This window comes from Spirulina major PCC 6313 (assembly GCF_001890765.1).
GTDB lineage: Bacteria > Cyanobacteriota > Cyanobacteriia > Cyanobacteriales > Spirulinaceae > Spirulina > Spirulina major.
Map to the genome: position 1 here is coordinate 1451914 of NZ_KV878783.1, position 24478 is coordinate 1476391.

The 24478-nt window shown below is 54.7% G+C and carries 22 protein-coding genes and 1 pseudogene; 12 read left to right on the forward strand and 11 right to left on the reverse strand.

Going from position 1 to position 24478, the window contains the following annotated elements; genetic code table 11:
- Positions 1-34: 34 nt before the first annotated feature.
- The 6 genes from hemF to SPI6313_RS06235 all read left to right on the forward strand — a co-directional run bounded on the left by hemF (position 35) and on the right by SPI6313_RS06235 (position 8812).
- Positions 35-1066, forward strand: a complete 1032-nt coding sequence (gene hemF, locus SPI6313_RS06210) for an oxygen-dependent coproporphyrinogen oxidase (RefSeq protein ID WP_072620218.1) — start codon at positions 35-37, stop codon at positions 1064-1066.
- Between the two features lie 361 nt (positions 1067-1427).
- The gene (locus SPI6313_RS06215) at positions 1428-1796 is read left to right on the forward strand and encodes an STAS domain-containing protein (RefSeq protein ID WP_072620219.1); all 369 of its coding nucleotides are present in this window, start codon (positions 1428-1430) and stop codon (positions 1794-1796) included.
- A 225-nt stretch (positions 1797-2021) separates the two neighbouring features.
- Positions 2022-5216, forward strand: coding sequence for a CHAT domain-containing tetratricopeptide repeat protein (locus SPI6313_RS06220; RefSeq protein ID WP_072620220.1), 3195 nt, complete (start codon positions 2022-2024; stop codon positions 5214-5216).
- Positions 5217-5488: 272 nt separating this feature from the next.
- Positions 5489-6568 (forward strand): magnesium chelatase ATPase subunit I, encoded by a 1080-nt coding sequence (bchI, locus tag SPI6313_RS06225; RefSeq protein ID WP_072620221.1) that lies wholly within the window; start codon positions 5489-5491, stop codon positions 6566-6568.
- 25 nt (positions 6569-6593) lie between these two features.
- Entirely contained in the window at positions 6594-7379 is a 786-nt protein-coding gene (locus tag SPI6313_RS06230; RefSeq protein ID WP_072620222.1) for an ATP-binding cassette domain-containing protein, read from the forward strand.
- A 95-nt stretch (positions 7380-7474) separates the two neighbouring features.
- Positions 7475-8812: an MlaD family protein gene (locus SPI6313_RS06235; RefSeq protein ID WP_072620223.1), complete on the forward strand. Its 1338-nt coding sequence runs from the start codon at positions 7475-7477 to the stop codon at positions 8810-8812.
- Here SPI6313_RS06235 and SPI6313_RS06240 read toward each other — a convergent pair.
- The 3 genes from SPI6313_RS06240 to SPI6313_RS06250 form a co-directional block, all read right to left on the reverse strand.
- Positions 8781-9683 (reverse strand): D-alanyl-D-alanine carboxypeptidase, encoded by a 903-nt coding sequence (locus tag SPI6313_RS06240; RefSeq protein WP_072620224.1) that lies wholly within the window; start codon positions 9681-9683, stop codon positions 8781-8783. The two genes, SPI6313_RS06235 and SPI6313_RS06240, sit on opposite strands and share 32 nt — an antisense overlap.
- 113 nt (positions 9684-9796) lie before the next feature.
- Positions 9797-10486 (reverse strand): glycosyltransferase family 2 protein, encoded by a 690-nt coding sequence (locus SPI6313_RS06245; protein WP_072620225.1) that lies wholly within the window; start codon positions 10484-10486, stop codon positions 9797-9799.
- Positions 10483-11196, reverse strand: coding sequence for a class I SAM-dependent methyltransferase (locus tag SPI6313_RS06250; protein WP_072620226.1), 714 nt, complete (start codon positions 11194-11196; stop codon positions 10483-10485). Before SPI6313_RS06250 ends, SPI6313_RS06245 begins: the two co-directional genes overlap by 4 nt.
- Before the next feature lie 187 nt (positions 11197-11383).
- Between SPI6313_RS06250 and proB the strand changes: the two genes are divergently transcribed.
- Both proB and SPI6313_RS22785 read left to right on the forward strand, forming a co-directional pair.
- Positions 11384-12517 carry a glutamate 5-kinase gene (proB, locus tag SPI6313_RS06255; RefSeq protein WP_072620227.1) on the forward strand — a complete coding sequence of 378 codons (1134 nt, stop codon included), beginning with the start codon at positions 11384-11386 and terminating at the stop codon, positions 12515-12517.
- 452 nt (positions 12518-12969) lie between these two features.
- Positions 12970-14101: pseudogene (locus tag SPI6313_RS22785) on the forward strand (IS630 family transposase).
- A gap of 22 nt (positions 14102-14123) precedes the next feature.
- Here the strand turns inward: SPI6313_RS22785 and SPI6313_RS06270 are convergent.
- The 3 genes from SPI6313_RS06270 to SPI6313_RS06280 form a co-directional block, all read right to left on the reverse strand.
- Positions 14124-14804, reverse strand: coding sequence for a Uma2 family endonuclease (locus SPI6313_RS06270; protein ID WP_072620229.1), 681 nt, complete (start codon positions 14802-14804; stop codon positions 14124-14126).
- Positions 14805-14852: 48 nt separating this feature from the next.
- Positions 14853-15896 carry a hypothetical protein gene (locus SPI6313_RS06275; protein ID WP_072620230.1) on the reverse strand — a complete coding sequence of 348 codons (1044 nt, stop codon included), beginning with the start codon at positions 15894-15896 and terminating at the stop codon, positions 14853-14855.
- Positions 15897-16264: 368 nt separating this feature from the next.
- The gene (locus SPI6313_RS06280) at positions 16265-16720 is read right to left on the reverse strand and encodes a hypothetical protein (protein WP_072620231.1); all 456 of its coding nucleotides are present in this window, start codon (positions 16718-16720) and stop codon (positions 16265-16267) included.
- Between the two features lie 306 nt (positions 16721-17026).
- On the opposite strand from SPI6313_RS06280, the gene SPI6313_RS06285 reads away from it, so the two are divergent.
- Both SPI6313_RS06285 and SPI6313_RS06290 read left to right on the forward strand, forming a co-directional pair.
- Positions 17027-18556 (forward strand): YifB family Mg chelatase-like AAA ATPase, encoded by a 1530-nt coding sequence (locus SPI6313_RS06285; RefSeq protein ID WP_072620232.1) that lies wholly within the window; start codon positions 17027-17029, stop codon positions 18554-18556.
- 46 nt (positions 18557-18602) lie between these two features.
- Positions 18603-19178, forward strand: coding sequence for a Uma2 family endonuclease (locus tag SPI6313_RS06290; protein ID WP_072620233.1), 576 nt, complete (start codon positions 18603-18605; stop codon positions 19176-19178).
- A gap of 73 nt (positions 19179-19251) precedes the next feature.
- Here SPI6313_RS06290 and SPI6313_RS06295 read toward each other — a convergent pair whose 3' ends face one another.
- Positions 19252-19587, reverse strand: coding sequence for a XisI protein (locus SPI6313_RS06295; protein WP_072620234.1), 336 nt, complete (start codon positions 19585-19587; stop codon positions 19252-19254).
- Positions 19575-19991 carry an element excision factor XisH family protein gene (locus SPI6313_RS06300; RefSeq protein ID WP_072620235.1) on the reverse strand — a complete coding sequence of 139 codons (417 nt, stop codon included), beginning with the start codon at positions 19989-19991 and terminating at the stop codon, positions 19575-19577. Before SPI6313_RS06300 ends, SPI6313_RS06295 begins: the two co-directional genes overlap by 13 nt.
- 90 nt (positions 19992-20081) lie before the next feature.
- On the opposite strand from SPI6313_RS06300, the gene SPI6313_RS06305 reads away from it, so the two are divergent.
- Both SPI6313_RS06305 and SPI6313_RS06310 read left to right on the forward strand, forming a co-directional pair.
- Complete coding sequence (locus SPI6313_RS06305; RefSeq protein WP_072620236.1) at positions 20082-20888, forward strand: TlyA family RNA methyltransferase; 807 nt, start codon at positions 20082-20084, stop codon at positions 20886-20888.
- Between the two features lie 96 nt (positions 20889-20984).
- The gene (locus SPI6313_RS06310) at positions 20985-21947 is read left to right on the forward strand and encodes an N-acetylmuramoyl-L-alanine amidase (RefSeq protein WP_072620237.1); all 963 of its coding nucleotides are present in this window, start codon (positions 20985-20987) and stop codon (positions 21945-21947) included.
- Positions 21948-21972: 25 nt separating this feature from the next.
- Here SPI6313_RS06310 and trmB read toward each other — a convergent pair whose 3' ends face one another.
- The 3 genes from trmB to SPI6313_RS06325 all read right to left on the reverse strand — a co-directional run bounded on the left by trmB (position 21973) and on the right by SPI6313_RS06325 (position 24372).
- Entirely contained in the window at positions 21973-22614 is a 642-nt protein-coding gene (gene trmB / locus SPI6313_RS06315; RefSeq protein ID WP_072620238.1) for a tRNA (guanosine(46)-N7)-methyltransferase TrmB, read from the reverse strand.
- 136 nt (positions 22615-22750) lie between these two features.
- Positions 22751-23506, reverse strand: coding sequence for a DUF429 domain-containing protein (locus tag SPI6313_RS06320; RefSeq protein ID WP_072620239.1), 756 nt, complete (start codon positions 23504-23506; stop codon positions 22751-22753).
- Positions 23503-24372 (reverse strand): hypothetical protein, encoded by an 870-nt coding sequence (locus tag SPI6313_RS06325; protein ID WP_072620240.1) that lies wholly within the window; start codon positions 24370-24372, stop codon positions 23503-23505. The genes SPI6313_RS06320 and SPI6313_RS06325 overlap by 4 nt, the downstream gene beginning before the upstream one ends.
- Positions 24373-24478: the final 106 nt, after the last annotated feature.

Here is a 24478-nt window from a genome sequence, read left to right on the forward strand (position 1 = left end):
TGTCTATTTAAGAATTAATTTTTGCTTTAATGCTATGACAGCTTCTCCAACGCAGCTTAACCAATCACAACATCCCAACCTGCCCCCCGCCGATTCCCGGGCGCGGATCAGTGCCTTCATGAAAGGTGTGCAGGACAGTATTTGTCAAGGTCTTGAGGAACTCGATGGGGTTGGCACATTTCGCGAAGATTCTTGGGATCGCGAAGAAGGCGGCGGGGGCCGGTCGCGGGTGATCCGGGATGGCGATGTGTTTGAACAAGGGGGGGTCAACTTTTCGGAAGTGTGGGGCAAAACCCTCCCCCCATCGATTCTGCAAAATCGCCCCGATGCCGCCGGTCATGAATTCTATGCCACCGGTACTTCCATGGTGCTCCATCCCCGCAACCCCTACATCCCCACGGTTCACCTCAACTATCGCTATTTTGAAGCGGGCCCCGTCTGGTGGTTCGGCGGTGGGGCAGATTTAACCCCCTACTACCCCTTTCACGAAGATGCCCATCATTTTCACACCACCTACAAGGCGGCGTGCGATCGCCACAATCCCCACTACTACAACATCTTCAAAGCCTGGTGTGATGAATATTTCTACCTGAAGCACCGTAACGAAGCGCGGGGCATCGGCGGGATTTTCTTCGACTACCAAGACGATCGCGGCGAACTCTATCGCGGCCCCAACCCCGACCAAGCCGCCGCTGACTATAGCCGTCAACTGGGGGATGTTCCCTCTCGCACCTGGGAAGAAGTGTTCGCCTTTGTGAAAGACTGTAGCGAGGCCTTTTTACCGGCCTATGTGCCCATTGCCCAGAAACGACGCGGGACGGAGTACAGCGATCGCGAACGCCAATTCCAACTCTATCGACGGGGGCGTTACGTCGAATTCAACCTCGTCTACGATCGCGGTACCATCTTCGGCCTCCAAACCAACGGACGCACCGAATCGATCCTGATGTCCTTGCCGCCCCTCGTGCGTTGGGAATATTGCTACCAGCCTGAACCCAACAGCCGCGAAGCTGAACTCTATGACACCTTCCTAAAACCCCAAGATTGGGCAAACTGGTCTGCCTAACCCCAGACCCCGCAGGCATCGCCCCAAGTCGGGATGCAATGCCTGCGGGGAACAGGTTCGAGTCGCATGGGTCAACGGACTCAGTGAACCAAACAGATGACTAGTACACCAGAATCACTTTGGGCTGTCTCCCCACAACAGAGTTTTTCTGGTAAGCTGTATACAAACTCAAACCCTTATCAATACAAGGGGGTGAGCATCCATCCAATGTCCACGCTTACCCAACGCAAACCGAACCATCCACACCCACTCGCTGCGATCGCTTGATCAACGTTAGGGTAGTGATCAGTAAGGGTTAACCTGAGTAGCGATTTTCAGATGTTGGCACACTATATTGCTTGAGTTTGAGGCCAGTTGACGCGTGATTCACATTGATCAGAAAAAACACACAACCCAAGACCAAACCCAAGTTATTGTTTTAGCGCCTAGCGGACGTTTAGACATCACGACGGCTTGGCAATTTCGGTTAAAGTTGCAAGAGTGTATTTCTAAACTCAGCCGCCATGTTGTGGTTAACCTCAGTCAGGTTAACTTCATCGATAGCTCTGGGTTAACGTCCCTGGTGGCTGGCATGCGTGATGCCGACAAGGTGAAAGGAAGCTTCCGAATTTGTAATGTCCATCCCGAAGCGAAACTTGTGTTTGAAGTCACAATGATGGACTCGGTCTTTGAGATTTTTGAGACGGAAGAAGAAGCCCTTGATGGCGTTCCTCGTGCAATGTCGAGCTAATGGTGAGACCACCCGGATAATCCCACCGCTTTTATCCCACTGCCGAGCAAAAAAAAGTTTGCTCAGGCTTATGTTCGTTTGTACTTAACTCATCTATAGCAATCCTATTTGATTCATGAACAGGCAAGGGGCCTAAGCCCCTTGTTGATGAGGAGATAAGATCTTCGATTGATTTAGGATCGCGATAGATCAGATTAGGACAGGAAACAGTGAGGGAGACAACACATGGTGAAGCGCGTCGGATTGGCTCTGCTGGGGGTGGTGACTGTGGGAATTTTGCCACTGTCGGGGCTGGTGCGTGGGGCGATCGCTCAACCCTCAACCGCAGCCGAGCGGGTCGTGATTGACGGACAACTGACCGCTGACAGTCCAGTCTATGACGACGGAACCTATTACAATCTGTACCCGTTGACTGTCCAGGCGGGGGACAGTATTCAAGTTGATTTGATCAGCACGGAGTTTGACGGGGTTTTAAAACTCTATGACAGCGAAGGCCAGAACCTAGCCCAAAATAACAACGGGGGCGAGGGGAATAATGCGAAACTCATCGAAACGATCCCCACTGAGGGGGACTATGCGATCGTGGTGTTGACGGATCAGCCTGGAGCCATGGGACGCTATCAAATTCGTGCCCAGGCGGCCGCCCCGGATGTTGTGGCGCAGTTGGCCCGTGCCCAGGCCTTGAGTCAGCAGGTGGCCGCCGCTCTCCAAACCCAAGACTATCAACAGGCCTTACCCTGGGCGCAGGAGGCGTTAGCATTGCGCCATGGCATTTTTGGGGATGATCATTTTTATACGATGACGAGTCTGACCCTGTTGGGGTATGTGTATCGGGAGTTGGGGGAATATCGTCAGGCGGAACAGGTGTTGCAGCGGGCTTTGGCGGGGATCGGGACAGAGTTGGGGGAGTTCAATCAATCAGCCGCGATCGCCCACGGCAACATTGCGGATCTTTATGTCAAGATGGGACGCTACAGCGAGGCGATTCCGTTTCAGGAAGCGGCGATTCGGGTCTGGGAAGCCAATTATGGCCCTGACCATCCCCACACCGCCACCAGCGTTAACCAATTGGGACACCTCTACTTTCAAACCGGAGCGTATGAGAAGGTGGAGCCTTTTTTTCAGCGATCGCTCGCCATCCGCGAGGCGAGTTTGGGCCCTGACCATCCGGCCACGGCGGTGAGCTTGAATGGTCTGGCCCTGTTGTATCAACGCCTGGGTCGCTATGCCGAAGCAGAACCGCTGTTGCGGCGATCGCTCCAAATCATCGGGCCCACCACCGCCGAAAATCGCACCGCCAAAGCCGCCAATCTCGACAACCTGGCGCAACTCTTGGAGTCGTTAGATCGCCCTGCCCAGGCCGAACAGTACTATCAGCAGGCGTTAGACCTCCGCGAACAGGATGCGGAACGCCATCCCCTGGACTGGGCGAAAATCTTGAACAACATTGCTGCCTTTTATCAACGCCAAAACCGCCTGGCCGAAGCTGAACCATTGTATGAGCGTGTGATGGCGATTCATGAGCAAGTCCTCAGCCCGGATCATCCGGACTATGCCCTCAGTGCCCATAATTTAGCGTCGCTGTACCATCGCACGGGCCGCTATGCTCAAGCCGAGGCGTTGTTACACAGGGCGATCGCCGTCCGAGAGCAAACCCTCGGCCCCACCCACCCCCTCACTCAGTTGAGCCTTGGTAATTTGGCCCTCCTGCGCTGGGCCCAAGGGGATGCCACCGCCGCCACGGTGCAATTAACCCGTACCCTCGATCGCCAGGAAACCACCCTCGATCGGCTCTTGGCGATCGGGTCTGAACGACAAAAACGCGCCTATTTGCAAACGATTAACGGGTTCACCCATGCCGCTGTTTCCCTCAGTCAACAGGGCGCACCGGAGAGCGAGGCAGCGGCTCGTTTGGCCCTGACCACGATTTTGCGGCGCAAAGGGCGAATTTTAGACGCACTCACCGATAATCAAGCGACCCTACGCCAAAACCTCACCCCAACGAATCGACGCTTGCGCGATCGCATCAACACCACCCGTAGCGACCTCACCCAAGCCATTTTTAACCCGCCCACCCCCCTCAACGACGACTACCGCCACCATGTCGCCCACCTCACCACCAGCCTCGATCGCCTTGAAGCCGATCTCGCCCGCATTAGTGCTGAATTCCGCGTCGAACAAACCCCCGTCACCCTCACCGCCGTCCAGGCCGCCCTCCCAGCCAATGCGGCTTTGATTGAATTCATCAAGTATCGCCCCTTTGATCCCCAAACCTTTGAGCAAGACGACTTTCGCTATGGGGTTTATCTCCTCAATGCGGATGGGGCCGTCCATTGGGCTGATCTCGGCCCCGCCGCCGAAATTGACCTCCTCGCCCAACGCTTTCGCAACACGGCCCAGCAATTCCGCCGCCCCCACGCCGTGCGCACCGCTGCCCGCGAGCTAGAACACCGCCTCTTTGAGCGGCTTCGTCCCCAACTGGCGGCGGTGGAGCATCTGCTGATTGCCCCCGATGGTGAACTGAATATTATTCCCTTCGCGGCTCTCCTCAACCCCCAAGCTGAATACCTGATCACCACCCACCAAATTACCCTCCTCACCAGTGGCCGCGACCTGCTGCGCTTGCAATTGAACCGCGTCAGCCAATCACCGCCGGTGATTTTAGGCGATATCAACTATGGTGCGACGGCGGAACCAGGGGAAACGGGGAGCGATCGCAGCCCCTCCGATCAATCAGCGCTCACCTTCCGTCCGCTTCCCGCCACGGCGGCCGAAGTGCAACGCATTGCCGATCTCTATCCCACCGCCATCCTTTTCACGCAGCACAACGCCACCGAAGATCAACTCACGCAATACCCGCGCCCCGCCATTCTGCACCTGGCCACCCACGGATTTTTTTTAGATGCGATCGCCACTGCCACCGGAGTCGAGTTTGACCCCAGCCAACGCCAGGCCACATCCCTGGCCATCCCTAGCCCTGAACTCGATGCAAATCCCCTCCTCCGCGCCGGCCTCGCCCTCGCCGGATTTAACGATCGCACCTCCCGCCGTCCCTCCCAAGATAATGATGGCGTGCTCACGGCCCTCGAAGTGGCCGGGCTGAATTTGTGGGGGACAAAACTGGTGTTTCTCTCTGCCTGTGAAACGGGGGTGGGGGATATTGCCAACGGGGAAGGGGTCTACGGATTGCGGCGAGCCTTGGTGATTGCCGGGGCAGAAAGCCAAGTGTTGAGCCTCTGGCAAGTGGATGATACCGCCACCCAAACCCTCGCCGTAGCCTATTACCAAAACATCCAAAACCGCCTCGGCCGCAGCGCCGCCCTTCGCCAAGTCCAACTCACCCTGCTCCAAAGCGATAACTATGCCCACCCCTATTTCTGGGCCGCCTTCACTCCATCGGGCGATTGGCGATCGCTATAGTGCAGTGCCAACCCATGCACAGCCCGAAACCCCTCACCTTCCTTGGGGTAACTGCCGATCCATCACCCCAGTGGCGAGACTGGAGTGGGGGGAGGGCATCCCTCAGGGGATACTCCTATCTGGACACTCCCCGCGCTAAAGCGACGGGGCTTTCAGACTCCCGCACTATTTTCGCAAGGGATGCCCTGGGTAGGATTGCTTAACGTCCTGTGTCACAATGGGGGATGTTGAAAATTGTCTAAAATCGCACTCTTAATCTTACTGTTATTGCAATGACCGTTACCCCTCAAGCTCCCCCAAAACATGAAACGCGCCGCTTGGTGTTTCCCTTTACGGCAATTGTTGGCCAAGAAGAGATGAAATTGGCGTTGTTGCTCAATGTCATTGACCCCAAGATTGGTGGGGTGATGATTATGGGCGATCGCGGCACGGGGAAATCTACGACGATTCGTGCCTTGGCTGACCTGTTACCGGCGATTCCGGTGGTGGAAAATGACCCCTTTAACAGCGATCCCCATAACCCAGAACTGATGGGGGATGAGGCACGGAGCCGTTACGAGCAGGGTCAGAGCCTCCCCGAAGCGGCGATGAAAGTGCCGATGGTGGACTTGCCTTTGGGGGCGACAGAGGACCGGGTTTGCGGCACGATTGATATTGAAAAAGCACTGTCTGAAGGGGTCAAAGCCTTTGAACCGGGGCTGCTGGCGAAGGCGAATCGCGGCATCTTGTATGTGGATGAGGTGAACTTGTTGGATGATCACCTGGTGGATGTGCTGCTGGATTCGGCGGCCAGTGGCTGGAATACAGTGGAGCGCGAGGGGATTTCGATCCGGCATCCGGCGCGGTTTGTGTTGGTGGGATCGGGGAACCCGGAAGAGGGGGAATTGCGGCCCCAGTTATTAGATCGGTTCGGGATGCACGCGGAGATTCGCACGGTGAAGCAACCGGCGTTGCGAGTGGAAATTGTGGAGCAGCGATCGGCCTTTGACCAAGATCCCCACGGTTTTTACAGTACCCATGCCACGGAGCAAGAGGCGCTTCAGGTGAAGATTGTCGAAGCCCAGGAGCGGTTGCCCCAGGTGACGCTGGAGTATGAGTTACGGGTGGGCATTTCGGAGGTTTGCTCGGAACTGGATGTAGACGGACTCCGGGGTGATATTGTCACGAATCGGGCGGCGAAGGCGATCGCAGCCCTCGAAGGACGAACCACCGTTACTCTCGATGATATTCGCCGGGTGGTGACCCTGTGTTTACGCCATCGTCTGCGCAAAGATCCCCTCGAATCCATTGATTCGGGCTATAAAGTGGAGAAGGCTTTTAACCGCGTCTTTGGCGTGGCGGAAGCAGAATAATGTTGCTGTGGTGGTGCGATCGCCCATGTCCTCTGAACCGATCATTCAACTGCGAAATGTCACCAAACGCTTTGGCTCCAAGGTGATTCTCGATGGGGTCAATCTTGACATTTACCCCTGTGATGCTTTGGCGATTATTGGCCCGTCAGGAACGGGAAAATCAACGATTCTGCGCATTATGGCGGGGTTGCTCGAACCGGATTCGGGGGCAGTCTACGTGAAGGGAGAACGCCGTAAGGGGTTGATCGAAGACTATCCTGATCCGATTACGATCAGCATGGTGTTTCAGCATGCGGCGTTGTTCGATTCCCTGACGGTGGAGGAGAATGTCGGGTTTAGTCTGATGCAACATTCCAAGCTGCCCCGCGCTACGGTGCGCCAATTAGTGCGCGATCGCCTCAGTCTTGTTGGTCTAGGCAACATCGGGGCCCAATACCCGGCGGAACTCTCCGGCGGGATGAAAAAGCGAGTCAGCTTTGCACGGGCGATCATGACCGACCCCAGCAATCCCGCCAACAATCCGGAAGTGATTCTCTACGATGAACCCACGGCAGGCCTTGATCCGATTGCGTCCACTGTCATTGAAGACCTGGTGCGTCATCTACAACGGGATGTCAATGACTGTAAAACCTATGTGATGGTCACCCACCAAGACAGCACAATTCGGCGCACGGCGGATCGGGTGATTTTTCTCTTCAATGGCAAAGTGCAGTGGGATGCCCCCGTTGAAGAGATTGATCATACCGATAATCCCTTGGTGCGACAATTTTTCAGTGCGAGTACGGAGGGGCCGATTCCGGTGATCGCATAAACCCAGGGGATAGAGTAGCGTAGGAAGGAAGAAGGGAATGGCTGTGTTCACCCTGTCTGCTTGAGTCGAGTCAGTTGTTGTGAGGAGATACACCAATGCGATCGCGCACCATTCGAGAAGGTTCTGTGGGTCTATTCATTCTGCTGGGCCTTGCACTCTTTGTTACGGTTATTCTGTGGTTGCGAGGCATTCGGTTCGGGGACGATAGTTATACGATCCGGATTGAATTTTCCGACAGTAACGGCATGATTGTCGGCGGTAGTGTGCGCTATCGGGGGGTCAAAATTGGCACGATTGAAGAGCTTATCCCCACCACCAACGGGATTGAAGCCGTGGTGTCCATCTCGCCGGCGGATTTGTTGATGCCCAAGAATGTGCAGATTGAAGCGAACCAATCCGGCCTGATTAGCGAAACCACCATCGACATCACCCCCCTCACCCAGGTGAAAGATCCCGAAAATTTGCCCTCGCCCCTCAGTTCTCGCTGTGACTCGGATCTGGTTATTTGTGGGGGCGATCGCCTTCAAGGGGTGACAGGCATCAGCTTCAACGCCGCCGTCCGCAGCACGATGCGCCTCAGCGAAAGTTTTACCGACCCCGAATTTTTCGGGAACATCACCAGCCTCACCGCCAACGCCAGCCAAGCCGCCGCGAGAATTGGCAGTCTCAGCACCGAACTCACCCAACTGTCGCGCTCCGTTCGGGCCCAAATTCAAGCCATTTCCGGCACTGCCAACACAGTCACCGCCATCACCGCCACCACAGCCCGCCAGATCAACAGTACCGCCGCCGCCTATCAAACCACCGCCGTCGAACTCAACACCCTCACCAGCAGTCTCAACAGCCTGATTGTTGAAAACCGCACCAACATCGCGGGCACCCTCAACAGCATCAGCAGCACCAGCACCGAACTCACGACCCTGATTCAGAATTTTAATACCACCCTCGAAACCGCCGACACCCGCGATCTTCTCAACAATCTTGAGGTACTCACCGCCAATGCCGCCGCAGCGTCCAATGCTTTGAAAACCACGGCCGATGCGCTGAATGATCCCAACACGATCCTCAATCTCCAGCGCACCCTCAACGCTGCCCGCGCCACCTTTGAAAATGTCCAAAAAATTACCGCTGATCTTGATGAACTCACCGGTAACCCCGCCTTTCGTCAGGATTTACAAGAGCTGATTCAAGGACTCAGCGGTTTGGTGTCCTCCACACAGGATCTCGAAAACCAAATTTATCTCGCGCAACAGCTTGCCACGGAGGAGCAGGCTTTGGGTCAGTCGGTGCAGAACAACAGCGATCGCCATCCCCCAGAGGACGAGGCAATTTTCGCACCCCGTTCCCCTGAAGAGCGTCGCCGGGCGGCCATCGAACTCTTTTCCGAACCAGCCCCCACGCCTACACCGGCGAACAAGAATACTGACGAGTAATTTGCACCATGATGTTGTCAATGCCATTGAGGAGCACCTGGCCCGATTGACCGGGATAGTTGACGACGACGCTGGCGATCAGGGTTCCGTATTGGGCGTGCTCCACGTAGCCGGAGAGGGCGCGAACGCCGTTGAGCGTGCCGGTTTTGGCGTGGACAATACCGTAGGCGGGGGTGGAGCGTAGACGGTTGGTGAGGGTTCCGCTGACCCCCGCCACCGGGAGAGAGCGATAGAAGGTCTCTTGACCATAGCCGAGGTTACGCATGCCGCGCAGGGTGGTGGCGATCGCCCTCGGTGTTGCTAAATTTTGCCGCGAGAGTCCCGAACCATCCACCTGACGGAAACTCCCACGGGACACGCCGAGGGGTTCGAGGGCATTTTGGACAGCGTTGCTGCCCCCGATGCCGCGAAAGAGAACATCCGCGTAGCCGTTATCACTGCGCTGGTTGGTGGTGTAGACCCAGCGATCGAGGGTGGTTGAACGAATGGGGGAGTTGGGATCGTAGAGTTGGAGGGCGGCGGCGGTGGTGAAGAGTTTGATGTTAGAGGCCGGGATGAACAGTTCATCGGCATTGTGGCTGTAGATTACCTGTCCTGTGGTCAAGCTTTCTAAATACACGCCCCATTTCCCGTTACGATAGGGCGACTGTTGCAGAATGTTGTTGATGTTGCTGTTGAGTTGGGCAGCACAGGCGGGGGGGACCGCAGCGAATTGGGCGGTGTTGCTCAGGTGGGGTAGATCGGGGGCCGCGATCGGGGTTGCTTCGACGGGGAAACTGTTGGCCTGGGGGTTGGCGATCGCCGCTGAACTCACGCCCCCTAAGAGGGAAAGAGAAAGAGCGATCGCGCTGAGGTGAAACCGTTGTGTCATGAGTTGTGGGCGGAGTGTGTAAAGATTTTCGACATGATATCACTCCACCGAGACGATTATGCTAGGGGCAAAGGTTCCATCTGCACCCGCCGCCCAGTCGGGAACCCCAACCGCTAGGGCCACAGGCCATAGCGAACAATACAGTAAATGGCTCGAACGCCATCTTTCCAATTAATTTTCTTGCCTTCCTTATAGGTGCGCCCGTAGTAGGAAATGCTCACTTCATAGATGCGACAGTCCAACCGCGCCACCTTAGCCGTAATTTCTGGCTCAAACCCAAAGCGATTTTCCCGAATTTTGATTGATTGGATAATCTCACGGCGAAAGGCTTTGTAACAGGTTTCCATATCTGAGAGGTTCAGATTGGTGAACATATTCGAGAGCATCGTTAAGAAGCGATTGCCGACGGTGTGCCAGTAGTAGAGTACCCGATGAGCGCGACCGCCTAAAAAGCGTGACCCAAACACCACATCAGCGCGATCGCTCAAGATCGGCTCAATCACAATCGGATATTCCTGGGGGTCATATTCCAAATCCGCATCCTGAACAATGACAATATCCCCCGTCGCTGCCCCAAACCCAGTGCGCAGGGCCGCCCCTTTGCCTCGATTGCGAGGATGATAAATAACCTGGTCTACTTGAGGCTGAATATCCTGCTCTAAGATCTCACGAGTGCCATCGGTGGAGCCATCATCCACAATGATGATTTCGAGGGAGTCCACGGGCGCGGCTTTGACGGCGGCGATAATTTGGTGGATGGTTTGAGCTTCGTTGTAGCAGGGGATGATGACCGAAAGTTTCATAAATGGGTTGGAGAAGCGATCGCAATTAAGGATAAACCACGGGGAGGCTCAATCTGATCCTCAATCGCTTTAAACAAGGGCACAAGGCGATTAAACAGACCCACTTGTCCCGATGAGGGGACAGTCCGCTTGAGCAGTGAGCCATTCACCCACCAGCCAGGGATACCGGCCAGGTTGAAGTAGCGCAGGGTTTCGGGGGTTAATTGGGCTGCGTCGAGAATCTGAGCAAGGGAGGTTTTGTTATAGCGGCGATAGTGACCAACGTTGGCATCAAGGGAACTGTAGAGACGTTGGCCCGCCGGAACTTTGAGGATTAAGCGACCGCCAGGGGTGAGGAGGTTCCGCAGCCGGTGGAGAAATTCGGCATCCTGTTCGATATGTTCGAGGACATCGAGCAAAATCACGGTGTCGAACGGATCATCCCAGTGCATCTGAGTTGCATCACCGGTCAGAAATTCCACCTGGGGGGCTTGGGGTAGGCGCGATCGCGCCGTTGCCACATAGTCCGCATCGAGATCCACCGCCGTCAGATGGCGACAATGCTGGGCGAGGTGGATGGTGAAATTTCCCGTGCCGCAGCCAATTTCAAGAACGCGATCGCCTAAATACGGTTCAATTTGAGAAAAAACCCAGGTATTGAACTGATCCGCCTTGGCTAAGTAGTCTAACCAATGAGTTTGTGCGTGACTCAGAGACGCTTGCTGGATCATATATTACAAAACGTTACTGGAAGGAGTATCTGTTGATTGTACTCGGAGATCGAGATTTCTTTAGAGGTGGGGCAGACTGTTTTTATCGAAATTTTGGGTGAAAATTTCCCAAGACCCACGTTCAAAACCCGATAGGCTAAGGGGATAAATCCATCTGATTGACTCTTTTGCCCCCGTTGACCTGACTATGCCCCAAACCCTTGTGATCAAAATTGGCACATCGAGCCTAACCCATCCTGAAACTCGCCAACTGGCGATCGCCACCCTCGGCGCATTGGTGGAGACCCTCACCGCCCTACGTACCGCTGGGCATCGCGTGGTTTTGGTGTCGTCCGGGGCGGTAGGGGTAGGGGCCAGCCGCTTGAAATTAACGGAACGGCCCCGCACGATGCCACGCAAACAGGCCGTGGCCGCCGTTGGTCAAGGGCGATTGATGCGGGTCTATGACGATCTGTTTACCAGTTTGAATCAAGCGATCGCCCAAATCCTCCTCACCCGTCGCGACCTGATCGACCGCAATGCCTACGTCAACGCCTACAACACCCTCCAAGCCCTCTTTGAATTGGGTGTGATTCCCATCGTGAATGAGAATGACACCGTGGCCGTGGAAGAATTAAAATTCGGCGACAATGATACCCTCTCGGCCTTAGTGGCGAGTTTAGTGGAAGCCGATTGGTTGTTTTTACTCACCGATGTGGATCGCCTCTATTCCGCCGACCCCCGCACCGATCCCAACGCTTTCCCCATTGCGCGGGTGACGGTGGAAGAGTTGGCCAATTTGCAAGTGGAGGCGGGCGATCGCGGTTCTCAATGGGGAACCGGGGGGATGCAGACTAAAATCGCCGCTGCCCGGATTGCCACCAGTGCCGGGGTCCGCACCGCCATCCTCAAGGGCACAACCCCCCACAATATTTTTGCACTGCTCAACGGGGCTGATCTGGGGACACAGTTTGACCCCCAACCCCGCCCAGATAATGCCCGGAAACGGTGGATCGCCCATAGCCTCGTCGCTCGCGGTCGCCTCTATCTTGACGAGGGCGCAGTGACGGCCATTTGCCAAAACGGAACATCGCTCCTGCCGGCGGGGATTCATCGCATCGAAGGAGAGTTTCAAACGTCCGAGGCGGTGATTTTGTGCGATCGCCACGGTCAAGAAGTGGCGCGGGGCATTGTCAACTACAACAGCCACGAAATCGCCCAAATCCTAGGGCAACAGTCCGAAAAAATCCCCAGCATTCTCGGTTACGGCGGCCCCGAAACGGTGATCCATCGGGATAATCTGGTGCTGAAAGGGAGTTATAGCAGTGGACAAATTTGTTAGGACAGGCAAGGGGCTTATGGAGGTTAACTATTTAATCCGGTAATTGAAAAAGGCTCTAAACCTCTAGCGAGCAAGATGCTCGCATTACGGAATTACCGGATTATTTCCGTAAGTTTCATAAGCCCCTTGTTCCAGAGTCTCTACATGTCCTAACTGCCCTGGCTAGTGCTATAACCCAAGCGGGATAGCAAGCCTTTGGCCGTGCTATCCCTCAATTGTGCAGTGATCACAGTGATTACACCCATAGATTAAATTTGCCTAGTGCAGCGTCAATGCCAAGAATGAGGATGTTTGTAGGGTGCTGTTAGCGAAGCGTAACGCACCGTCCCATTGAGCGTTGGACATTCAATACGATCCGAATATTAAGGCTTGACCCTGCACTAGTGCTTAGTCAAAGAGATAGTGCCGAGTGAGAAGAGTAAGATGAAGTCAGTTTCTCAACCAAGGCTGACATGGTCAAAAAATACGTTGTGCGCTTAAGCGACGAAGAACGACAAAACCTCCAGGAAATTGTCACCACGGGGAAACGAGCTGCGGCTCTGATCAATCATGCCCGAATTCTCCTCAAAGCCGATTGCCAGCAATCCCCCGGTTGGCGAGATCAGGATATAAAAGAAGCCCTTGATATTAGCCTTAGAACCATTGAGCGAGTGCGGAAACGATTTGTCGAAGAGGGGCTAGAGGCAGCCTTAAGCCCTCGTCCCCATCCCCGTCGCCCCCGAAAAGTGGATGGGCACACGGANGCACACTTAGTGGGCGTGTGCTGTAGTGAACCGCCCGCAGGTCAGGGGCGATGGACGTTACGTTTATTAGCACAGCAGATGGGTGGAGTTGGACTATGTCGATGACATCAGCCATGAAAGCGTGCGGCAACTGCTAAAAAAAACGAACTCCAACCCTGGCGACAAAGCTGTTGGGTAATTCCACCCGAGCCAAAGCGCAGAGTTTGTCTGGCATATGGAGGCAGTCTTGACGGTCTATCAGACGGATTACACCCCAAACATGCCTGTGATTTGCATTGATGAAGCGAGCAAACAGTTAGTCAAAGAAACCCGCCTACCCATTCCGGCTCAACCGGGGCAGCCCGAACGGGTGGATTATGAATATGAGCGCAACGGGACAGCCAACCTGTTTATGGTCTGTGAACCGATGATTGGGTGGCGGCGCGTGACGGTCACAGAGCGTCGCACCGCAGTAGATTATGCCCACTTGCTCAAAACGTTAGTGGATATCGATTACGCCCAAGCCCAAAAAATCATTGTCATTCAGGATAATCTCAATACTCATTCCCCGGCCTCACTCTACAAAGCCTTTGAACCGGCAGAAGCACAACGCATCTTGAGTCGATTGGAATTCTGCCATACCCCCAAACATGGCAGTTGGCTGAATATGGCCGAGATTGAACTGAGTGTTTTGAGTCGTCAGTGCTTAAGTCGCCGGATTCCTGATCAGGAGACACTCAAGCGTGAAGTGGATGCCTGGCAAGACGAGCGCAATCATCAGGAAACATGGATTGATTGGCGATTTACAACGGCTGATGCCAGGCTAAAATTACAACATCTCTATCCGTCAATTGATTGTTGACTGGACACTAGACTCAAACTCATCAACGTTCCCTAGGTTGTTCTGAGGCGATGAGGTGGGTTTGAATCCACTGGTGCGCGTCGCGTTTGAGGCGGCTGACGGGTTCGGAGGTGAGGCGGGGAAGACAGTGCGCCATTAAGTCTAGGATGGGGATTTGGGGAAAAATTGCACTGCGATCGCACTGTTCATAGATCCCATTCCGCAGTTGCCAAATTTCCAGAGTCCCCTGCTGATAGCGCCACAATTCCGGAACCCCAAACTGTGCGTAGGCGGCGAGATGAGTCGGAGATGTGATGTCAATTTCGATCGCCAAATCCGGGGGCGGGTCAACCGTTAAATCAAGCCGACCCAACCCCACCATGCGGGCCGCATTTTGAATATAAAAACAGTCATCCAGTTCAATACCCACCTGAAGATCTTGCCGTTTCAGCGTTGTGGAACCGTAGGGTTCCCAGTCGAGTTCGAGGGCATCTAAGACCAGTTCAATCAAGATGACAATCAAACGCTTGATTTTTTCATGTTCTGGGAGCGGCATTCGGAGTTCAAGGCGGCAATGATGATAGGCCAGGCGGGGCAGGGTGCGATCGCACCACCGAGTTAAAATCTGCTCAAATTCCGCCCACTCAATGCCATTTAACCCCAAGGTTTGGCCGGGCTGTAGCTCAATTTTGCGTAGATCAATCGGGCAGGATTGGACAGCCATGGCGGGAGAGGGGAGCGACGCTTGTCGCCCCCATTGTAGCAATCGGCCTTAACCCTCTGAGGCCGGGTCATCGAGGATGCGGAGGCGCACCTGTTTTTCGCCGGATTCATCAAGCTGCACCTCGATCACATCCTGGGTGAGGACGTGGAGGCTGTTGAGGAGCGATCGCAGGTGAGGATTGCTCGCCCCCGTGTCCACATAGAGGCGATCGGCGAGACTGCCCAAGCGTCGCCAGGTGGTGTAGAGCTTGCCCACAGTTTGCTCTAGGGTGGTGGCTTGTTTAACGAGGTCGGCGGTGGTGTTGAGACAGTCGAGGCGGAGGGCTTCTTCGAGGGCCATTTCCAGGTCGATATCGGCGCGGCGCAGGGTTTGCACTTGGGCGGCAGCGTCAAGGTATTTCGAGAGGTTTTTGGCCTCCGTGGTGAGGGTTTTGACCATGTCGAGGTTGGGGGAGTTCGCCGCTTCCCCTTGAATAGTTTTCAGGTGAGCATCGGGGAGTTTTTCCATTTCCCGGACGAGGGGGGCAATGTGGCGCGGGGCGATGCTGCCGTCGGCGGCTTTGGCTTTGATTTCGTCGGGGAGGAGGTCGGAACTGACGGCTGTCCATTCGTCGGTGAGTTGTTTGACTTCGCGGCGGGTGATGCGATCGCCCCCTGCTGCGGCCTCACTCACCATCCGCTGCACTTCGGGGTCGGCTTTGGCAGTTTCCATAAAGGCGTTTTTGCTGAACCGATTGATCGCCGCCGGGTCGAGTTGTCCTTCAGCCAGGAGGGTGTCGGCACTGTTGGCCAGTTGGATCAGGTTGTAAGCTTGGCTTTTGGTGATTTCCCGCTGTTTGAGCCAGTTGAGAAAACCGGTGCCGCGCCCTTCACCGCCACGTTTTTCGCGATCGCGCACCGCCCGCAAGACCCGACCCCGCCAAATATCCGTTTGCAGATCAAACCGCTCGCAGATATTCCACACTTCTTCTAATTGTTGAGCAAACTCATGGTCATGGATCTGATCATCGTCTGGATCAGGCAGTTGAAAATCAAAATCAGCGGGAACAGCGAGGGCCGCTGCGAGTTCGTCACGAGAAGGAGTGGTTTCCACAGGTCAAGTCGGAGGAAGATTGCGACGGCCATTATGCCACGTTCGTCCCGACCTCCTTTAAAATTCAGACGGTATCGAGCCATCTGGTTTGAGTGCGATCGCACTTCATCAGCAATCTGCTGAGTCAGTCGGTGCATCTAGAGGATAATGCTGACTCACATAGGCCATAACCTCTTTAACAAGGCTGATAATTTCCTTGTAGGGCGGTTGGCTTTCATGTTCTTGATGGGTGTAGAGCCAAATCGGACATACTATTTTTCGTTGATAAAAGACAAGATAGATACATCGCCCATATCTGGCAGCTCCTTGTAATCCAGGGAGGCGATTCCACTTCATTTTCCGCAATTCAGGAGCATCAAGCAACGGTTTCAGCTTTTCACGAAAACTGGGGATTGGCATACTGCCTTTAAATCCGAAAAACATTCCAAAAGTGATTCATTTTCAATGGCTGATAAGATTCCATCAATCAATGAATCGATAGCCAAAATAACGGCTAAAAACTCTCGACCAAATCCTTGTCGATAAGCTTGGTAAAACACAAATGCGGCCTGAATATTTTCGATAAGCCCAATCAATCCACCGTGATTAGGAGAATGAACAATGGAATAGGCCAAGTCTTTCAATGCTTGCTGACTTTCTTTTGGCAACTCATCCCATCGTTTTTCAATTTGCTCAGCAAATTCACCAATTTTTTGGGCACTCACTGCGTATTCTTGTTGTTTTAGTTTCGCTTTCTTTGCTTTGTCTATATCTCGATTGAGTGTTGCAATATCTCTTGGGGTCAATTCAGAAAAGTTCTTGAGTTCCAGAATAGCTGTACTCATATTTTTCCAGGTTATTTTGATACTAAAAAAATGAGAATATTATACATTTGTTCCCAAGCTTAACAGTTGTTTCCTTTATACACTTTTAGCCCAAATATAGGGGGGCTGATTGACTACAATATACCCCAAATTTTCGCCCGGCGAATACCATGCCTTCTTGAAATTAGTACGTCTGAACGATGATGGGAGGAAGATTGAGACGGCCACTATGCCACGTTCGCCCCGACCTCCTTTAAAATTCAGACGGTATCGAGCGAGAGTTTCGGCTTGAAGCGAGATCACCCGTCCTCAATCCCCAAAATCATCATGCTAGCCAGAGTTTGGAGTGCGTCTGTTGTCGGCATCCATGCCGTCCAAATCGGTGTTGAAGTCGATGTGTCCGGGGGTCTCCCCAAAACGATCCTCGTCGGTTTGCCCGATGCCGCTGTTCAAGAATCCCGCGAGCGCGTTAATGCCGCCCTGAAAAACTCCGGTTTCGCCTTCCCGATGCGGAAGATCCTCGTTAACCTCACCCCCGCCGATCTCCGCAAAGAAGGCCCCAGCTTCGACCTCCCGATTAGTATGGGCATTCTCGCCGCCTCCGAACAGATCAACACCCAACTTTTGGGGGATTTTATTTTTATTGGGGAATTGTCCCTGGATGGCAGTTTGCGACCTGTGGCGGGGGTGTTGCCCGTGGCCGCAGCGGCGAAACAGTTGGGGATGCGCGGCCTGATTCTCCCCGCTGACAATGCCCAAGAAGCCGCCGTGGTGGAAGGGTTGGACATTTACGGGTTTAAGTACCTCAGCGAGATTGCGGCCTTTTGCGATCGCCCCCAAGACCATCAACCCGTCACCCTCAATCGCGATGTCTTCAAAACCGAACCCTGGCTCGGCATCCCCGATCTCAAGGATGTGAAGGGCCAAGCCCAGGCCCGCCGCGCCTTGGAAATCGCCGCCGCTGGGGGCCATAACCTGATTTTCGTCGGGCCACCGGGCAGCGGTAAAACCATGCTGGCCCGCCGTTTGCCGGGGATTCTTCCCGCCTTAACCTTTTCTGAAGCGTTGGAAGTATCCCAAATTCATTCCGTGGCGGGGCTGTTGAAAAATCGCGGCACATTGGTACGGGAGCGACCCTTTCGCAGCCCCCACCATTCCGCGTCGGGGCCGTCGTTGGTGGGGGGTGGGAGTATTCCGAAGCCGGGGGAAATTTCCCTGGCTCACCGTGGCATCTTATTTCTCGATGAGCTAACCGAATTTAAACGGAATGTTTTAGAATTCCTGCGCCAACCCCTCGAAGATGGCCAGGTGACGATTACCCGGACGCGGCAATCGGTGGAGTTTCCCGCCCAATTTACCCTGATCGCCAGTACGAACCCCTGCCCCTGCGGCTATTACGGCGACACGATCCAGGCTTGTACCTGTGGCCCGATCCAGCGGGAACGGTATTGGGCGAAACTGTCGGGGCCGTTGATGGATCGTATTGATCTTCAGGTGGCGGTGAATCGGTTGAAGCCCGATGAGATGATGGGGCAGGCTCAGGGGGAAGGGTCGGCATCGGTGCGCGATCGCGTCCAACGAGCGCGACAGATTGCGAGCGATCGCTTTGCTGCCGAACCCCAAATCCAAGCCAACGCCGACATGCAAAGCCGCCACCTCCGCGACCATTGCGCCCTTGATGATGCCTGTCGCACCCTCCTCGAAACCGCAATTCGCAAACTCGGCCTCTCCGCCCGCGCCATGGATCGCATCCTCAAAGTGGCCCGCACGATCGCCGATCTCGAAAGCGCCGCCACGATCCAAACCCCCCACATCGCCGAAGCCATCCAATACCGCACCATCGACCGCATGCAGTGATTCCCCTTTAAAATAATCATCAGAATCACCCAAGAGGTCTATCATCATGAGCGTCTCACCCTTAACCGTGCAACGCCCCAGCATTGATGACTATTTCACCCAAGAAACTACCTCCGAACACCGTTATGAATATCGCGATGGACTCATCACTGAAATGACCGGTGGAACCCCAGAACATAATGAATTAAGCGGTAGTTTAGTGGTGCTATTACGCCTCGCACTCAAGGGAAAACCCTATCAAGTTTTTGCCACAGATCAACGGCTTTGGATTCCAGAAAAAAACCTCTACACCTACCCCGATTTAATGGTGATGCCTAAGCCAATTTCGCGCCAAGAGGGGCGATCGGATACGGTGATCAATCCCATTTTTATCGCTGAAGTTCTCTCCAAATCCACCCGCAGTTATGACCGCGACGAAAAATTTGAGGCCTATCGCACCATCCCCACCTTTCAAGACTATTTACTCATCGATCAATACCGGATTCACCTTGAGCATTATGTTAAACAACAGGATCATCAATGGCTTTTTACCGAGTATGATGATCCGGCTGCACAGGTTCACCTAACCTCACTCCCCATCGTGATTCCTGTGGCAGAGCTATACGCAGGGATTGAGTTTTAAACCCTCAATGTCGGGGCGAAAGATTTTTCGCCCCTACGCCAATTCGGGATCGACGTGAGCCAATTTCACCCAATCAGCCCACGGCATAGGGGGTGAACTTGCGTTTAAACTCCGAATGCCAGCCCAAGACAATATCATGAGCCGGAACCCCTAATTCCATCAAACGCTCTGCCACTGGCATTTCTGTGCCGTTATATTGCACCCACACTTTACCGTTTTGAATATCAAAGTGAAGCACGGGGCCAAAGACTCGTTTTGAACCTTGCCAACCCACATAAGCCAGTTGGTAATGATCATGAGTTTCATCAAAAATGAGTTGAGCTTGGACGGTGTCTCGATGATTCGCGATCGCACAATGTTCGCTCAAAATTTGCTTAATCGCGGCTCGATACTGTTCTAATTGATCCATCGTTCAATCACCTCCCGATCAGGATTATAAAGAATGAGTTTGACTTGATTGCGTTGTAGAGAACGCTGAATAAAGGGAAGCTCAAAAAAATCAGCATAGGTTTCAACTGGAACAGCCAAATAAACGAAGCGATCAGGCTCTTGTTCTTCAAGGGCTTGGCAATAATTGAGATACTGACCGAGAGCAGTGTGAAAACTACTAATATCGGAGTCTTGAATAAAACTTTTAATTTCAACGGCAATTTTTTCGGATTCACGTTCAGCCGCGATCGCACTCTCTGCCGCCAATTCAATTTGTAGCTTGATGGCTTCACTAATCGCAATCGGAAACGGATCATGGATAATCGTCCACCCATCTTTAATGAGTGCTGTTTTAACCTGTTGATGAAAAATGTCTCTTGCCATAGGGAATCGGGCGATCGCAATCAACACCCTCCAATTCTATCGCCACACTTTGCTAGACTGCTGACACAACAAGGGACGAACGACGAACCGATGAAAAAACAACGCCTGGATCTGCTACTGGTGGAACGGAATTTGTGTGAATCGCGGCAATGGGCGCAGCGGGTGATTCGGGCGGGGGATGTGAAGGTGAATCAGCAGCGGGTGGATAAGCCGGGGACGGAGGTGGCCATTGATGCAGAGATTGAGGTGAAGGCGAAACCGCCCTATGTGTCGCGGGGGGGGGAGAAGTTGGCGAAGGCGTTGGCGGTGTTTGGGGTGGCGGTGCGCGATCGCATCTGTCTCGATGGCGGCATTTCCACGGGGGGCTTTACCGATTGTCTGTTGCAACAGGGGGCGAAACAGGTCTATGGCGTGGATGTGGGCTATGGCCAGGTGGCTTGGTCACTGCGCCAAGATCCCCGCGTCATCCTCAGAGAACGGACGAATCTACGCCACTTGACCCCGGAGGATCTTTACGGTGAGGCGGATCGGGCGGATCTAGGCGTGGCGGATCTGTCGTTTATTTCCCTGACGAAGGTTTTACCGGCTTTTTGGGCCTTGCTCGCCGCGCCACGGGATTTAATCGTGCTGGTGAAGCCACAGTTTGAAGTGGGGAAAGCACGGGTGGGAAAAAAGGGGGTGGTGCGTGATCCCCGCGATCATGCTGATGCGATTTGGGGGGTGATCACGGCGGCGCAGGGGTTGGGCTGGCAGTATCAGGGTCTGGCCTGGTCGCCGATTACGGGGCCAGCGGGGAATGTGGAATATTTGCTCTGGTTGAGGGAAGGGGAGGGGGAGGGGATCGATCTCAGTATGGTGCGGGAGTTGACGGCAGGCGCGATCGCAGCCCTCCGTTAATCTCGATCAATTCAGGCCTCAATACTTAAGTTCCGCAGCAGGACGAAACCCCCTTGATATAATGCAAACCAGCGTCCAACATCGGGGAAGATTGCTGTGAAATTTGGGATCGACATGGGACATAATGCACCGCCAGATACGGGTGCATCGGGCTGGGCGAAGGAAGACGACCTCACTAAGGCCGTTGGCACGCGGGTGAGGGCCAAACTCGCCGCTCTGGGTCATATTGCGGTGAATTGCAATCCGAGTTCTGCCTATAGCGTCTTGGATTCCCTCAACAAGCGGGTCAGCATAGCTAATGCGCAAAATGTGGATCTCTACGTTTCGATTCATTTCAACGCGTTCAATGGCAATGCGAACGGGGCAGAAGTGTTTGCGGTTAGTTCCTCTGGGGAACGCTACGCCAAGCCGGTTTTAAGTGAAATTGTGCGGCTGGGCTTTTTCAACCGGGGGGTGAAGGATGGATCACATCTCTATGTGCTGAAAAATACCTGGATGCCCGCGATTTTGATTGAGTGCTGTTTTATTGATTCCTGGCGCGATCGCGACCTCTACGACACGGAACGGATGGCTAATGCGATCGTCACCGGCCTGACGGGGCAAAGTCCCGTGGTGACTCCCCCCCCCAACACCGAGCAAAACACAGGCGGTTCCACACCTCCCACTTCCTTTGATGCCCAAGTGTTGAAACTTCAGCAGCAGTTAAATCAGTTGCAAATTCGCGATCGCAACAACAAACCCCTCGGCGAAGATGGCCTGATCGGCCCCGCCACCCGTTTCGCCACCCAACGCTTCAACGACCTCATGGCCATCACCAGCGGCGACACCGCCAGCGCCGCCACCTGGAAAGCGATCGCCGAAATCCTCGCCCGTCCCATCCTCCGCCCCAGCCACGCCACTGGCAAAGCCGTGCGCTATGTGCAATTCCGGATCGGAACCGCGATCGACGGTATTTTTGGCTCCCAAACCGCCACCGCCGTCCGTCGCTTCCAACTCCAAACCCACATCACCGTTGACGGCATTGTCGGCCCCCAATGCTGGGGTAAACTCCTCGTCTAGGCCATCCGCCGCCCATTTTTTGAGGTCAGGATGACTGACGGGCGAACAAGCTGCGATAGACGGGCTGGCCTTTGCGGTGGGTGGCGCGTTCCCGTTCAGTGGTGACGGGGAGGGGGTTTTCTGGCAACCAGGGGGCATCGTGTTGACAAACAAAGGCGGGATGGGCGGTAAATTGGTGGGTCATTTCTTGGGCGATCGCCTCCACATCCGACTGCAAAAACACCCGCGCCCCCCCAGGTAACCGCTCCGCCAACAACGCCACCAACTCCGGCTGCACCACCCGCCGCTTCGCATGGCGCTGCTTAAACCACGGATCAGGAAACTGAATCGACACCCACTGCACCCGACCCGGCGGCAACGAGTCGAAAATCTGTACCCCGTCCACATTGACATTACAAAATAAGTAATGCAGATTTTTTAACCTCTCTTCATCCCGAATTCGGTTCGCTTCCTCCACCAACGATTCGCGAATTTCCAGCCCCAGAATATTCCAATCCGGTTGTAGCGGCGCAAGCATCAACGGAAACCGCCCCCGCGCACAGCCAATATCGAGGTGAATCGGTCGGCTCATATCCTCAAACACCTGCGACCAATCCGGCAACACCACCGGGTTTTGATATTTTTTCGCAAGGGGGTTAACGTGCTGACGAACGCGGACTCTAGGCATGGCTCAAAGGATGAAGGATGACGGCAGAAGGCGGAAGGCGGAATTGGATGTTAGAAATCCCAGTTGATCAGGGGCTGAAGCATTGCCAATAGTCGCATCGATCCCATGGATTCGATCAACCGTGCAATGGGGTGGCTTAACATTCTGGGCAGGGAGCAAGGGTTGCTACCGGGGCCGGGATCACAATATATCCGGTTTCGGTAGTGCCGAAGACCCAATTGCGATCGCGCCCCCAATACCACCAGTGGGCGGCGATGTAGGCACAGAGGAGGCTATCGAGTTGGTCTTCGATCGCTTTTAGGGCTTTGCCTGTGAGGGGGGCGAAATCGGGGAGGGCGGGCAGGGGAGATAAGAGCGGGGGATCTAAGCGGGGCAGGACGGTGTAGAGATAGGTGCGGAGTTGGGCGAGGGCTGTTTTGCGATCGCTTAATCGTCCCTTTTTATATTTCAAAATCCGATCCAACCCAAACAGGTGAATCATCGCCGGATGGGGAAACACCTCGATTTGATAGCGGCCGAGAGCTTGGGGGGTGATGTCCGGGGCATGGTGAAACCCCCGCTCGGTGAGTGCTTTCCCTAACCCCACGGTTTGCCGAGCGAAAGGGCGGCCCTGATTGGCGGGATAGCAGCCTGCATGGTAGCGGCCAAAATGGCGATGGGTGAGGCGATCGGGGCGGCGGGTTCCGGTGGGGTTGGGGATAATCGTCGGGGCATCGATGGCAATGATGCCGGGGTCAGTGGGGGCAAGGGTGCGATCGCACCAGTCCAACACATCCGCCGCCGTCGCCACCGTTCCCCAATCCACAAACCGCAACCCCACCCCATCCCACCGCAACCCACAGACCCCACTCGCCCCCGACGACCACCCCAAATCAACCCCTAAACAATTCATGGTGTGGAATTGAGCGGATCAGCAAAGGTATTAATATCACCACCGCCCACCCGTTGAAAGCCCTGTTGCGCCCCAGCATTGGGAGTCAGTTGGCGGCGTTGATTGCTAGGAACGTTAGGGGCTTGGGGTGTGGCCGTCGTGGGATTGCCGGGGGTTGGATTCGTGGGGATGGCGCGGCGGCCCGTCGGCGGCAAGGCGGGGATAGCCGTGGGTGTGGTGGGCGTATTCCGGCGGGTGCGTGTGGGTGGCACAGCGGGAACCGCACTCGACGGCACAGCAGAATTATCCGGAATGCCGAGATTATTGGCGTTGTCATAACGCGAAGTCTGGGGCGTTGGGGCCGCATTGGCGGGAGTCCCTGGCCCATCGGTGGCATTCCCCTGCTGCTCCAGTGCCGTTTGGAGGGGATTTGTGGTCGGTTCAGCGGTGGGACTCTCCCCGTTAAGAGCGCGATCGAGGGCGGAACGCGGCGGGGGTTGATCGGGCTGGACAGTGGTGGCCGAGGTGGCATTATCCGCCGGAGTCGGGGGCGTGAGCAGAGGATTATCCGCGTTTTGCTGCGCGTTATCGGCCTCCTGTTGCTTCATGAATTGTTCGAGCAAACTGGGTTCCTGTTCACCCTCTTCCGGAGAGGAGGCCGGCGGAGCACCCGTGTAGGAACTCTCTGACCGGCCAAACCAAAAGGATAAATCCCCTAACTCCGCATCTTTTTCCAAATCCTCACGGGATAAGGTGGGGTTGAGGCGCAAAATGCGGTCAATCCAGGGGCTATCGGCATGGCTTTCACTGAGCCAGTTGGGGTTGAGGATATAGCTCCACAGTGATGCTCCCACCAAAACCCCCACGACGGTCGAGCCGATCACCATGGGACGTTTATAAAATGGGCGGGGAGCGAGATCTAGTCCCTCAACGGGGTGATGTGGGTGATGTGGGTGATGGGAAGAGTGATGCGGATGAGAAGACATGGCACAA